This is a genomic window from Streptomyces sp. NPDC059906 (assembly GCF_042730645.1).
In the GTDB taxonomy this organism is placed as follows: Bacteria; Actinomycetota; Actinomycetes; order Streptomycetales; family Streptomycetaceae; genus Streptomyces; species Streptomyces rubrogriseus.
Window position 1 is genome coordinate 91,022 of sequence record NZ_JBHWKU010000029.1, and the last position, 12,786, is coordinate 103,807.

Here is a 12,786-nt window from a genome sequence, read left to right on the forward strand (position 1 = left end):
TGGGATGACATGAGCGCAGACGGTCAGGGAAGAAACCACTGGTTCGACGACGAGGCCGGCCCCGTCGTCCGTCCGTACGCCATGACGCGCGGCCGCACCAGCAGCGCGGCCCAGCACCGCCTCGACCTGATCGCGGTGGTCGTCACGGAACCGCACGCGGACGATCCGGAGGCGGACGTCACCCTCTCCCCGGAGCACGTGGACATCGTCGGCCTGTGCCGCGAGGCCCCGCAGTCGGTCGCCGAACTCGCCGCCGGACTCGACCTCCCCATCGGGGTCGTGCGGGTCCTGGTGGGCGACCTCGTGGACATCGAACTCGTCCACGTCAACCGGCCCGTGCCTCCGGCCGAACTGCCGGACGAGAACATTCTGCGCGACGTGATCAACGGGTTGAGGGCACTGTGAGCCGGCCCCCGGGCCCGCCGGGCGGCGGCAGGTTAAGGAGAAGAGACCGATGATCTTCGGGCGTTCCCAGCGCGGCAAGCCGCCGGTCGAGCCCGTCACGCTCAAGATCCTGGTGGCCGGCGGGTTTGGCGTGGGCAAGACCACCCTCGTCGGCGCGGTCAGCGAGATCAGGCCGCTGCGCACCGAGGAGCTGCTCACCGAGGCCGGGCGGCCCGTCGACGACGTCAGCGGGGTGGAGGGCAAGCACACCACCACGGTGGCCATGGACTTCGGGCGGATCACCCTGCGCGAGGACCTGGTGCTGTATCTCTTCGGCACCCCCGGCCAGGAGCGGTTCTGGTTCATGTGGGACGAGCTGTCCGAGGGCGCGCTGGGCGCCGTCGTGCTGGCCGACACCCGGCGCCTGGAGGACTGCTTCGCCGCCATCGACTACTTCGAGCGGCGCTCCATCCCCTTCGTGGTCGGCGTCAACTGCTTCGAGGGATCGGCGCGCTACCCCGGCGAGACCGTCCGCCAGGCCCTCGACCTCGACGAGGACGTGCCCCTGGTGATGTGCGACGCCCGGGACCGGGAGTCCGTCAAGGAGGTCCTCATCGGCGTCGTCCAGCACGCGATGGCCCAGGCGGCGGACCGCCGCCGGGCCGTCCCGACCTGAGGGCCCCGCCGACCGGAACCGCCGTACGTCGCCGCCGTACGCCTTCGCCGTCCGTGCGTCCGCCCCCTCCTCCACCGCCCGCGATCAACCGCCCCGCGTCGGTCGTGGCGGCCGCGGTCGCGCACCGGCGTCTCCACGGCGGTCTTGGAGGCCGACCGGAACCCGCGGAGGGGCCCCGGCCGGACCGCACGGTTCCGCCTCGGAACCGGCGGGCCCGCCCGCTCAGCCGGCCGGTGCCGTCGTCCGGTCCGTGCCGCGCCGGACCTCGTGGCCCGGCACGTCCGCCCTGCCCAGCACCCAACTCGCCCCGCCCAACGCCTTCGCGGCCTTCTTCAGCGGCGCCAGGCGGGCCGCCGCCCGCCGGTGGTCGGGCACGCTGCCCGGCGCGCACAGGACCGTCGCCAGGGACAGCGTGACGGGCCGCCCGCCGGCCGACCACGACACGTCCAGTACGGCGGCGGCCAGCGGATCCAGCCCCTCCGGGTCGCTGAGCACCAGGAAGTCGTCACCGCCGATGTGCCCCACCCGGGTCTCCCCGGCGGCCGTGCGCAGCAGCGTCCGCCCGACCGACCGGATCAGCTCGTCGCCCGCGGCGAACCCGGCCCCGTCGTTGACCTGCTTGAAGTGGTCCACGTCGAGCCAGCTCAGCGCGAACGCCCGCCCGGCCGCGATCCGCCGGTCCACCTCGTCCGTGATCGCCTGCGAACCGGGCAGCCGCGTCAGCGGATTGAGCCCGGCCGCCTCCTCCACCCGGCTCTCCGCCAGCGCCCGCACCAGGTCCGAGAGCCGTACGACGCCCACACACCGCCCGCGCGCGTCCACCACGGCCACGTCGTCCGACGTACGGCCCGGACCACCGACGGCCACCACGTCCAGCACCTCCCACGCCGTCGCGTCGACGCCCACCGTCCGCGGCGGGTCGCCGAGCTTCACGGCGGGCCGGTCGGCGTACAGGGCGTGCCCGTAGCGCCCCGACATCGACAACAGGAAGCGCGAGCGGTGCACCGAGCGCACCGGAATCCCGTCCCGGTCCACGAGCAGCACCCCGGACACGTCCGGCGACCCGGTCAGCAGCGCCCGCACCCGCCCCGCCGAGGCCGTCGCCGGCAACAGCGCGGCCGGGCGCACGAACTGCCGTACCGGCGGCCCCGGCCGGGGCGTCGGCACGAGGCCGGAGGAGCCGGGCGGAACGTACACGTCCGCCGCGGGCAGCCGCGCGGGCGGCGCGAACAGCTCGCCCTGCGCCAACTGCGCCCCCGCCGACCGCGCCACGGCGCACTGCGCCTCCGTCTCCACGCCCTCGACGGCCAGCAGTGCCCCCGACTCGTCGCACAGCACCCGCATCGCCCGCACGGCCGCCGGCCGCGCCAGCAGCGACGCGTCGAGCTTCACCAGCTCCGGCGCCAGGTCCGCCAGCAGCCGCAACGGCGCGTCCCCGTCACCGACCCCGTCCGCCGAGATCCGGAACCCCTGCCCCCGCAACACGTCCACCGCGTCCAGCAGGGCCCGCCGCGGCACGTGCGTGTACGGCGGGCACACGTCCAGCGTCACCTCCCACGGCAGCCGCCCCGCCTCGCGCACGGCGTCGTGCAGGGGCCGGAGACCACCGAGGTCCGCGAGCGTGCCCGCGAACACGTTGACGTGCAGCGGCAGCAGCGTCTCCCGGCGCACCGCCGCACGCAGCGCCGACACCGCCAGCAGGCCGTCGAGTTCTGGATCGCGCCGCGCCTCGGCGAGCACGTCGCCGCTCTCCGGCCGGGCGAGTATCTCCAGCGCCGCGACCCCGCCGGTCATCAGGTTGACCACCGGTTGGAAGGCGAAGCGGAGAGTGTCCGTCCAGGAGCGCACGGGAGCAGGATGGCGCGGCAGGCTCCCCACCGGGCCCGGTTCACGCGACGTTCACGCAGGATTCCGGTGGGCTCACACGGCGTGTGCCCGGCGAGTCGCGGTGCCGCCCACTTCCCTCCCGGAGCCGCAGCCTGATAAATGCAGGGGACATGACACGACTCTCCGCCGCCCTCCGCGGGCTGGCCACCACCTTCGCCGCCCTGCTCGCCGTCACCGCCGCCCCCGCCGCCTCCGCCCCCGCCACCGCGCTGGCACGGCACGAGCCGAGGGCCCCCGAGGACTTCGTGGCCCTGCGCGGCGTCGACCCGACGATCATCGAGGAGATGCGCTACGTCACCGCGCACAACTTCGTCGGGGAGCGCGTCGACGGCTACCGGCAGCCCCTGTGCATCCTCACCCGCCCCGCGGCCGAAGCCCTCCACCTCGCCCAGACCCGGCTGCTGCGGCAGGGCTACTCCCTCAAGGTGTACGACTGCTACCGGCCCCAGCGCGCCGTCGACCACTTCGTGCGCTGGGCCGAAGACCTCGACGACCAGGACATGAAGGCCGAGTTCTACCCGGACGTCGACAAGACCCGCCTCTTCGCCGACGGCTACATCGCCGAGAAGTCCGGCCACAGCCGCGGCTCCACCGTGGACCTCACCCTCGTACGGCTCCCGGCCGAACCCACCCGCCCGTACCACCCCGGACAGCCCCTGGTGTCCTGCTTCGCCCCGAAGGACGAGCGCTTCCCCGACAACTCCGTCGACATGGGCACCGGCTACGACTGCTTCGACACCCGCTCGCACACCCTCGACCCCCGCATCGAGGGCGTCCAGCGCGCCAACCGACTGCTGCTCAAGGACACCCTGGAGGAGGTCGGCCTGGTGAACCTCCCCGAGGAATGGTGGCACTTCACCTACAAGCCCGAGCCCCACCCGGACACCTACTTCGACTTCCCGGTCTCCGCGAAGTCGCTCTCCGGCCGTCGCTGACCGGCCTGCCGGAGCCGTCCCCTCCGGCATCGGATACAGTCCGCCGCGTGTCCGAAACTGAAACCTCCGTTCCCAACTCCGCGCTCGGCTCCCACTGTTCGAGCTGCGGATCGCCCTACGGAGGGGGCGTCTCCGGCTGGCCCCGCACCTGTCCCGGGTGCGGCACCGTGGCCTACCGCAACCCGCTGCCGGTCGCGGTGGCCCTCCAGCCCGTGTACGACACACAGGGCACCGCCCTGGTCGTCATCACCCGCACCGTGACCCCCGCGCGCGGGGGCGTCGCCCTGCCCGGCGGCTACGTCGACGACCGGGAGGACTGGCGGCAGGCCGTCGTCCGCGAACTCAAGGAGGAGACCGGCATCGACGCGGCGAGCCGCGACGTACGGCTCGCCGACGCCATGAGCTCGCCCGACGGCCACCTGCTGCTCTTCGGGATGCTGCCCGAGCGGCCGGCCGAGGGCCTGCCGCCCTCCGCCGCCACCGACGAGACCGAGGGATGGCACCTCCTGCGCAGGTCGCAAGAGCTCGCCTTCCCGCTCCACACCAGGGCCGTACGCGCCTTCTTCGAGGGCCGCTACATCTGAGCCGCGCGCTCCGCGAGCCCTCGGACGCGGACCGGGCAGGACGGCTCGCTCAGACCGTCCTCGCCCTCCCGCTCGACGACGACCCGCCGCCCCTCCCAGCGGGACACGTACCGTTCGATCTCCGGTTCCACCCAGCCGTCGCCCGCGTCCGGCACGACCAGCCCACCGCCGGTCCGCCCCCGCGCGGGCGCCCACACCTCGAGCTCCGGCCCGCCGTCCGCTGCCCGCACCGGAATCACCGCTCCCGCGCGCGCGAACACCGGGATCCGCGCCGAAGGCGCGTCGACCAGCACCTGCGCCGGTCCTTCGTACGCCCGCTCCGTCGCCACGTCGTACCAGCGGCCCCGCGGCAACCGCACCGCACGCCGGTCCACCCCCGCACCGAGCACCGGAGCCACCAGCAGACAGTCCCCCAGCAAAAACGCGTCCTCGCAGTCCCGCAACATCCGGTCCTCCGGCGTCGACCACCACAGGGGACGCACACAGGGCGTGCCCGTACGCCGGGCCAGGTGCGCCAGCGTCACGAAGTACGGCAGCAGCCGCCGCCGCTCGACGAGCGCCACGCGCGCGTGCTCCAGCACCTCGGCCCCGGACTCCCACGGCTCCCGGTGCCCGGCCCGCGGCCCGGCGTGGGTGCGGAACAGCGGCAGGTACGCGGCCAGCTGCAACCACCGCAGGTACAGCTCCGCGGAATGATCCCCCTCAAAGCCGCCCACCTCCGCCCCCGAGAACGGCACCCCGCACAGCCCGAGCCCCAGTACCCGGGCCAGCGACGCCCGCAACCCCGGCCACCCCGTGGCCGTCGCCCCGGACCAGGCGCCGCCGTAGCGCTGCAGGCCGGCCCACCCGGAACGGGAGAGGACGAACGGCCGCTCGTCGGGCGCCAGCGCCCGCAGCCCCTCGTAACCGGCCCGCGCCATGCACAACGCGTAGACGTTGTGCGCCTCCCTGTGGTCGCCGCCCCGGCCCTCCAGCGCATGCCGGGCCGACCGCGGCAGCGTCGACTCCCCGAAAGCGGCGAACGAGGTGGGCTCGTCCAGGTCGTGCCAGAAGCCGGTGAACCCCTGCCCGAGCCGCTCCTCATAGAGCCCGCCCCACCACTCGCGCGCACGCGCGTGCGTGAAGTCCGGGAAGACCACGTCCCCCGCACGCCCCACACCCCGGACGACCGTCCCAGCCGCATCCCGCACGAACACGTCCCCGCGGCCACCGCCGTCGTACACGAGGTTGCCGGGCGCGGCCCGAACCGCCGGCTCCACGGCCGACACCAGCCGGACCCCCTCCCTGCGCAGCTCCTCGGCGAGTACGGGCAGCTTCGGGAACCGCTCCTCGTCGACGGTGAACACCTGCCGGGCAGCGCCGTGACCGATGCCCAGATGCACCGCGTCCAGGGGCAGATCCCGCTCCTGGTGCCCGGCCACGACCCACCTCAGATCCTGCTCGTCGCCGGAACCCCACAGCGCGTGATGATGACCGAGGGCCCACGCCGGCGGCAGCGCGGGCGCCCCGGTCAGCGACGCCCAGGCCAGCAGCACGCGCGCGGGGGTGCCCACCGTCACCCAGCACCGCAGCGGACCGCCGTCCATCCGCAGCACGCTCCGCCCCGGCCGGTCGTGCCCCGACCCCGCCCCCTCCTCACCCTCCCGCAACGCCACCGTGCCGTCCCACGTGCTGTCGTGGAAGACCAGGTGCATCCCGGCGTCCGCCACCACCAGCTGCACCGGCATCGTGACGGACGACGCGTCCTCGGCGGCCGCGAAGGGCAGGCCGGGACCGGTGTTCCACAGCCGGTACGTACCATCGCGCAGCCGGGGCCCCGCGGACCGCCCGCCGAGCCCGAAGAACCGGGCGTCGGCCGCCACCTCCGCCCGCTGCGTCCAGCGCGCGGGACCGCCGCCGACCGGCTCCCACCACCGGGGCGGCAGCTCACGGCGCAGCACCACACCCCCGGGCGTACGCACCTCGACCGCGCCGTGCCGGGACACGGCCACCGTGGCGCGCTCCGCCACCACCCGCCACCCGCCGTCCTTGTCCGGCTCCAGCACCGCCCGCGGATCCGGCTCCGGACAGCGGCCCGCCAACGCGTACGAAGGCTCGGGACCGGCCCCGTCCCACCCCCAGAACACCGCTCCGTTCACCGCCACGAGAACGCGCAGCTCCGAGCGGCCGAACCGGAGGACACCGCCCCCGGGCCCCGGCTCCACCTCCCGCAGCGGACCCGGCACCCGCGCCCGCTCCGCACCCCGCGGCGGCAGCCCGGCCGCATCGGCACGCCGTCTGCGCCACGCCGCCCGTACCGTACGCAACCCCTGCGCCACCCCCACGGAACCGACCGTCTTCATCGAACGCACCAGGTCACGACCGTCCATGCTGCTCACCCTGCCATCGACCGCCGCGCCCGGAGGCGTCGTTCAACTGCCGTTCACCCGTGACCGGACCACATCTTCATGTCACCGACTATGTGGGGCGCGCCCTGGTGCGGAAGTCGATCACATGGCATCGTCCCTGTCAGCCGCGTCACGCGCACACCCCAGCCCGTGCGCGGAGGACGCACACGACGCGCACAGTCCGGGAGCCGCCCCATGTCGACCGAGAACCCACAGCCGCTCTGGCAGCCAGATGCGCAACGCATCTCCCAGGCACGCATCACCAGGTTCCAGGCCTGGGCGGCCGAGCACCACGCAGCCCCCGCCGAGGGCGGATACGCCGCCCTGCACCGCTGGTCCGTCGACGAGCTGGACACCTTCTGGAAAGCCGTCACGGAGTGGTTCGACGTCCGCTTCTCCACCCCCTACGCGCGCGTACTCGGCGACCGGACCATGCCCGGCGCCCAGTGGTTCCCCGGCGCCACCCTGAACTACGCCGAACACGCCCTGCGCGCGGCAGGCACCCGCCCGGACGAACCCGCCCTCCTGTACGTCGACGAGACCCACGAACCGGCCCCCGTCACCTGGGCAGAGCTGCGCCGCCAGGTCGCCTCCCTCGCCACCGAACTGCGCACCCTCGGCGTACGCCCCGGCGACCGCGTCAGCGGATACCTCCCCAACATCCCGCAGGCCGTGGTCGCCCTGCTCGCCACGGCCGCCGTGGGCGGGGTCTGGACCTCCTGCGCGCCCGACTTCGGCGCCCGCAGCGTCCTGGACCGTTTCCAGCAGGTCGAACCCGTCGTCCTGTTCACCGTCGACGGCTACCGCTACGGGGGCAAGGAACACGACCGCCGCGACACCGTCGCCGAACTCCGCCGGGAACTGCCCACCCTCCGCGCGGTGGTCCACATCCCGCTCCTCGGCACCGAGGCCCCGGACGGCGCACTGCACTGGGAGACCCTCACCGCCGCCGACACCGAGCCCGTGTACGAGCAGGTGCCCTTCGACCACCCCCTGTGGGTGCTCTACTCCTCCGGCACCACCGGCCTGCCCAAGGCCATCGTCCAGTCCCAGGGCGGCATCCTCGTCGAGCACCTCAAACAGCTCGGCCTGCACTGCGACCTCGGCCCCGGGGACCGCTTCTTCTGGTACACCTCGACCGGCTGGATGATGTGGAACTTCCTCGTCTCCGGCCTGCTCACCGGCACCACGATCGTCCTCTACGACGGCAGCCCCGGTTTCCCCGCCACCGACGCCCAGTGGCGCATCGCGGAACGCACCGGAGCCACCCTCTTCGGCACCTCCGCCGCCTACGTCATGGCCTGCCGCAAGGCCGACGTCCACCCGGCCCGCGACCTGGACCTCTCCGCGATCCAGTGCGTCGCCACCACCGGCTCACCGCTCCCGCCCGACGGCTTCCGCTGGCTGCACGACGAGTTCGCCGCGAGCGGCGCCGACCTGTGGACCGCCTCCGTCAGCGGCGGCACCGACGTCTGCTCCTGCTTCGCGGGCGCCGTCCCCACCCTCCCGGTCCACATCGGCGAACTCCAGGCCCCCGGCCTCGGCACCGACCTGCAGTCCTGGGACCCGAGCGGCAACCCCCTCACCGACGAGGTCGGCGAGCTGGTCGTCACCAACCCCATGCCCTCGATGCCGATCCGCTTCTGGAACGACCCCGACGGCAGCCGCTACCACGACAGCTACTTCGACACCTACCCCGGCGTCTGGCGCCACGGCGACTGGATCACCCTCACCTCACGCGGCTCCGTCGTCATCCACGGCCGCTCCGACTCCACCCTCAACCGGCAGGGCGTCCGCATGGGCTCGGCCGACATCTACGAAGCCGTCGAGCGGCTCCCCGAGATCAGGGAATCCCTCGTGATCGGCATCGAACAGCCCGACGGCGGCTACTGGATGCCCCTGTTCGTGCACCTGGCCCCCGGCGCCGCCCTCGACGACGCCCTCCTCGACCGCATCAAGCGGACCATCCGCGCCAACCTGTCCCCGCGCCACGTCCCCGACGAGGTCATCGAGGTGCCCGGCATCCCCCACACCCTGACCGGCAAACGCATCGAGGTCCCGGTCAAGCGCCTCCTCCAGGGCACCCCGCTCGACAAGGCCGTCAACCCCGGCTCCATCGACAACCTCGACCTGCTCCACTTCTACGAGGACCTCGCCCGCAAACGCTCCTGACCAGCACGCCGACGAGCCGGCCGCCCCGGGCGGCGGCCGGCTCCCCGCGCCCGCCAGGCCCCGTTGTCAGTGCCGCCGATTACTGTGAGTGAGCATTGATCGACCGTGCACAGGGGGAAACATGGCGCACACCGACCAGACCGACCACACCATGCGACGCGTCCTGCGCCGCGAAATCGCGGGCACCATCGGCCTGCTCACCGACGAACACGACTTCCGCACCATGCGGCGCTACCGCAGCTTCACCTTCCACGACCACACCGCCTACCTACGCCAGGTGGAATCCCTGCTCAGGGCCCGCGCGGCACAAGGCACCCACACCACGGTCGCGCTCTTCGACCCGGAGGAGTACGCGGACTTCTGCACGGCGGCGGGCCTCGACGCCGACGCCTCCGCCAGCCGCGCCCGCTTCACCGCCGAACTCGCCGCCCACGGCCCCACCGTGCCCTACGAGGGCCAGCCCCTCACCGACCTGCTCCCGGCCCTCGTCGACGAAGCCGTCCGCCAGGCCACCTGGGAATACACGTCGACCCTCCTCGCCCGCCTCGGCAACTGCGCCACCTGCGGGGAGGACCTCGGCCGTGCCGCCTTCACCCGGGCCTCCGGCCTCCTGCGCCGCGTCCTCGAAACGGCACCACCGGGCAACCGGCACCTGGTCTGCAGCGTCTCGGGCCACCCGGAGGAGACCCTCGTCTCCGTCCTCCTCGTCGCCGAGGAGACCGACGGCACCCCGCACATCGACGAGGCCGAGGCCCTGGAGTTCACCAGCGTCCTCGCCCTCGGCCTGGCGACCCACAGTCCCGGCGGACTCGTCATGCGGATCAGCGCCCCGGGCGGCCCCGACCGCATCCACGGCTGGAGCCTGCGGGGATACGGCCTCGAACCCCTCACCGCCGCCCAGGTCTTCGACGCCTACTGCACCGACGTCGAGTCCGGCGACCTCATCTCCCCGGAATCCAACGTCGACTACTGCGCACCGCCCGACCTCGGAGACGACCGACTCCCACCGGGACACCACCACTGAACGCGGGCGGGGCGCCCCACCCGAAGGTGGAACGCCCCGCACCACAGCCTGAGCGGCAGGCCGCACCCGGCCCTACTCGCCGGACAGCACCGCCTGCGCGGCGTTCCGCGCCTCCTCGGCGCTGTCCGCCGCCCGGGCCGCGGCCGCGGCCCGCTCGCACTGCGCCAGCGTGAACTTCGCCAGCGTCGCCCGCACGTACGGCAGCGACGCCGCGCCCATGGACAGGGAGGTGACACCGAGACCGGTCAGCACACACGCCAGCAGCGGATCCGAAGCGGCCTCGCCGCAGACACCGCAGCTCTTGCCCTCGGCCTTCGCCGCCTCGGCCGACAGCGCGACCAGGTCGAGCAGCGCCGGCTGCCACGGGTCCTGCAGCCGCGACACCGCGCCCACCTGACGGTCGGCGGCGAAGGTGTACTGCGCGAGGTCGTTCGTCCCCAGCGACAGGAACTCCACCTCCTGCAGCACCGAGCGCGCCCGCAGCGCGGCCGACGGGATCTCCACCATCGCGCCGAACTTCGCCCGCAGCCCGGCCTCGCGGCAGGCGTCCGCGAAGGCCTTGGCATCCGCCCGGTCCGCCACCATCGGTGCCATGACCTCGAGATAGACCGGCAGCCCCTCGGCCGCCTTCGCCAGCGCCGTCAGCTGCGTCCGCAGCACGTCCGGGTGGTCGAGCAGCGTCCGCAGACCGCGCACGCCGAGCGCGGGGTTCGGCTCGTCGCCCGGGGTGAGGAAGTCCAGCGGCTTGTCGGCGCCGGCGTCCAGCACCCGCACGACGACCCGGCCCTCCGGGAACGCCTCCAGCACCTGGCGGTAGGCGGTGATCTGCTTCTCCTCCGACGGAGCGTTCTCGCTGTCGTCGAGGAAGAGGAACTCGGTCCGGAACAGGCCGACACCCTCGGCGCCGGCCTCGACCGCCGCAGGCACGTCGGCGGGACCACCGATGTTCGCCAGCAGCGGCACCTTGTGACCGTCCGAGGTCGCCCCCGGACCCGTCGCGGCGGCCAGCGCGGCCTTGCGCTCGGCGGCCTCGGCCGCCAGCCGTGCCTTCTTCTCCTCAGCGGGATTCACGAAGATCTCACCGGTGCTGCCGTCCACCGCCACGACGGTGCCCTCGGGAATCTCGCCGGCGCCCGGCAGGGCCACCACGGCGGGCACGCCGAGCGCCCGCGCGAGAATCGCGCTGTGGCTGGTCGGCCCGCCCTCCTCGGTGACAAAGCCCAGGACGAGCGTCGGGTCGAGCAGCGCGGTGTCGGCAGGCGCCAGATCCCGCGCGATGAGGACGTACGGCTCGTCGCTGTCCGGAACACCCGGCATCGGGACCCCGAGCAGACGGGCGACGATACGATTCCGCACGTCGTCGAGGTCCGCCACGCGCCCGGCCAGGTACTCACCGGCACCGGCCAGCAGGGCCCGGTAGGCGGCGAAGGCGTCGTACACGGCACGCTCGGCCGTGCTTCCGACGGTGATCCGCCGCTCGACGTCCGCCAGCAGCTCCGGGTCCTGGGCCATCATGGCCTGCGCCTCGAGCACGGCCTGCGCCTCGCCCCCGGCCAGGTTGCCGCGCGCCATCAGATCGGCCGCCACAGCCTCCACCGCCTTGCGGGCGCGCCCCTGCTCACGCTCCGCGTCCTCGGCCGGAATCTGCTTCGCCGGCGGTTCCAGAACCGCCGTCCCCATGTGCCGAACCTCGCCGATCGCCACACCGTGGCTCACGCCGACGCCTCGCAGCGTTGTCTCCATCTCACCCGTCCCGATAGTGCGGCGGGTCCCGCCGCCGCGGTGGTTGTCCTACCAGCAGTCGATGCCGCCGTGCGACGGCACGGACGTCACTTCCAGAGGAAGAGACTCTCGCCGGCCTTCACGTCGCCGTCCTCACGGAGGTCCGTGAGCGCCTCGGCGGTGGCCTCCAGGGCCACGATCGGGCAGACCGGCGACTTGCCCGCGGCCTCGACCGCGGCCGGGTCCCAGCGCACCACGCCCTGACCCCGTACGACGGTGTCGCCCTTGTTCACGAGCAGCTCGAAGCCCTCGCCGTTGAGCTGCACGGTGTCGATGCCGAGATGGGTCAGCACGCCGTGCCCGCTCTCGTCGACGACGACGAAGGCGTGGGGGTGCAGGGAAACGATGACGCCGTCGACCGGAGCGACCGCCTCGGAGGGCTCCCGCACGGGGTCGATGGCGGTGCCCGGGCCGACCATGGCCCCGGAGAAGACGGGATCGGGCACGGCGGCCAGTCCGATGGCGCGTCCTGCGAGCGGGGACGAGACGGTGGTCATGGGAAGCCTCCCAGGGCGGGGATCTGTACGGGCCGTCACTGCCTTGTCCCGGACGGCACACTGAGCAGCAGGGTATGTCATAGGAAGTACCGGTTCCGCATGAGTGTTCCGATTAGAGGTCTAGACCACACTCCTCACGGATTTGCACCCGTTCCGCGGCCCCGTGTACAGTCGTTACTCCTGCCTGGGGTTGAGCGATGCGTAGCAAGGTGTCCTCGCCTCGGCAGCATCCAACTCATCAGATCCTATCGCTGGATCGCCTTCTGCATGCCCGCAGGACGGTGGTCAAGAGCATCGGGAAAGCCTGATAGTGTTGGAAACACCGAAGGGAAGCGCCCGGAGGAAAGCCCGAGAGAGTCTCTTGGGTGAGTACAAAGGAAGCGTCCGTTCCTTGAGAACTCAACAGCGTGCCAAAAGTCAACGCCAGATATGTTGATACCCCGACCTGATCGGATCTC

Annotated in this window: 10 protein-coding genes; 6 read left to right on the forward strand and 4 right to left on the reverse strand. The window is 73.0% G+C overall.

Features of this window, described 5'->3' with window-relative positions; genetic code table 11:
- Window positions 1–9: 9 nt before the first annotated feature.
- Window positions 10–405, forward strand: coding sequence for a DUF742 domain-containing protein (locus ACFV9J_RS32250; protein ID WP_361011105.1), 396 nt, complete (start codon window positions 10–12; stop codon window positions 403–405).
- A 49-nt stretch (window positions 406–454) separates the two neighbouring features.
- Window positions 455–1,060 carry an ATP/GTP-binding protein gene (locus ACFV9J_RS32255; RefSeq protein ID WP_109034089.1) on the forward strand — a complete coding sequence of 202 codons (606 nt, stop codon included), beginning with the start codon at window positions 455–457 and terminating at the stop codon, window positions 1,058–1,060.
- A gap of 222 nt (window positions 1,061–1,282) precedes the next feature.
- On the opposite strand, the gene ACFV9J_RS32260 is transcribed toward ACFV9J_RS32255, so the two are convergent.
- Window positions 1,283–2,908 (reverse strand): GGDEF domain-containing protein, encoded by a 1,626-nt coding sequence (locus ACFV9J_RS32260; RefSeq protein WP_385360125.1) that lies wholly within the window; start codon window positions 2,906–2,908, stop codon window positions 1,283–1,285.
- Between the two features lie 149 nt (window positions 2,909–3,057).
- Here ACFV9J_RS32260 and ACFV9J_RS32265 point away from each other — a divergent pair, with 149 nt between their 5' ends.
- The gene (locus tag ACFV9J_RS32265; RefSeq protein WP_385360128.1) at window positions 3,058–3,882 is read left to right on the forward strand and encodes a M15 family metallopeptidase; all 825 of its coding nucleotides are present in this window, start codon (window positions 3,058–3,060) and stop codon (window positions 3,880–3,882) included.
- Between the two features lie 47 nt (window positions 3,883–3,929).
- Complete coding sequence (locus ACFV9J_RS32270) at window positions 3,930–4,466, forward strand: NUDIX domain-containing protein (RefSeq protein ID WP_385360131.1); 537 nt, start codon at window positions 3,930–3,932, stop codon at window positions 4,464–4,466.
- On the opposite strand, the gene ACFV9J_RS32275 is transcribed toward ACFV9J_RS32270, so the two are convergent.
- A complete protein-coding gene (locus ACFV9J_RS32275) occupies window positions 4,457–6,835 on the reverse strand; it encodes a glycoside hydrolase family 31 protein (protein WP_385360134.1) in 2,379 nt (792 codons plus the stop codon). The genes ACFV9J_RS32270 and ACFV9J_RS32275 overlap by 10 nt on opposite strands.
- Window positions 6,836–7,048: 213 nt before the next feature.
- Here ACFV9J_RS32275 and ACFV9J_RS32280 point away from each other — a divergent pair, with 213 nt between their 5' ends.
- Both ACFV9J_RS32280 and ACFV9J_RS32285 read left to right on the forward strand, forming a co-directional pair.
- A complete protein-coding gene (locus ACFV9J_RS32280; protein ID WP_385360136.1) occupies window positions 7,049–9,025 on the forward strand; it encodes an acetoacetate--CoA ligase in 1,977 nt (658 codons plus the stop codon).
- Between the two features lie 121 nt (window positions 9,026–9,146).
- Complete coding sequence (locus ACFV9J_RS32285) at window positions 9,147–10,049, forward strand: hypothetical protein (protein WP_385360138.1); 903 nt, start codon at window positions 9,147–9,149, stop codon at window positions 10,047–10,049.
- Window positions 10,050–10,121: 72 nt separating this feature from the next.
- On the opposite strand, the gene ptsP is transcribed toward ACFV9J_RS32285, so the two are convergent.
- On the reverse strand, window positions 10,122–11,792 hold the full coding sequence (ptsP, locus tag ACFV9J_RS32290; RefSeq protein WP_385360140.1) for a phosphoenolpyruvate--protein phosphotransferase: 1,671 nt from the start codon (window positions 11,790–11,792) through the stop codon (window positions 10,122–10,124).
- Between the two features lie 86 nt (window positions 11,793–11,878).
- Window positions 11,879–12,328 (reverse strand): PTS glucose transporter subunit IIA, encoded by a 450-nt coding sequence (locus ACFV9J_RS32295; protein WP_104635706.1) that lies wholly within the window; start codon window positions 12,326–12,328, stop codon window positions 11,879–11,881.
- Window positions 12,329–12,786 lie beyond the last annotated feature (458 nt).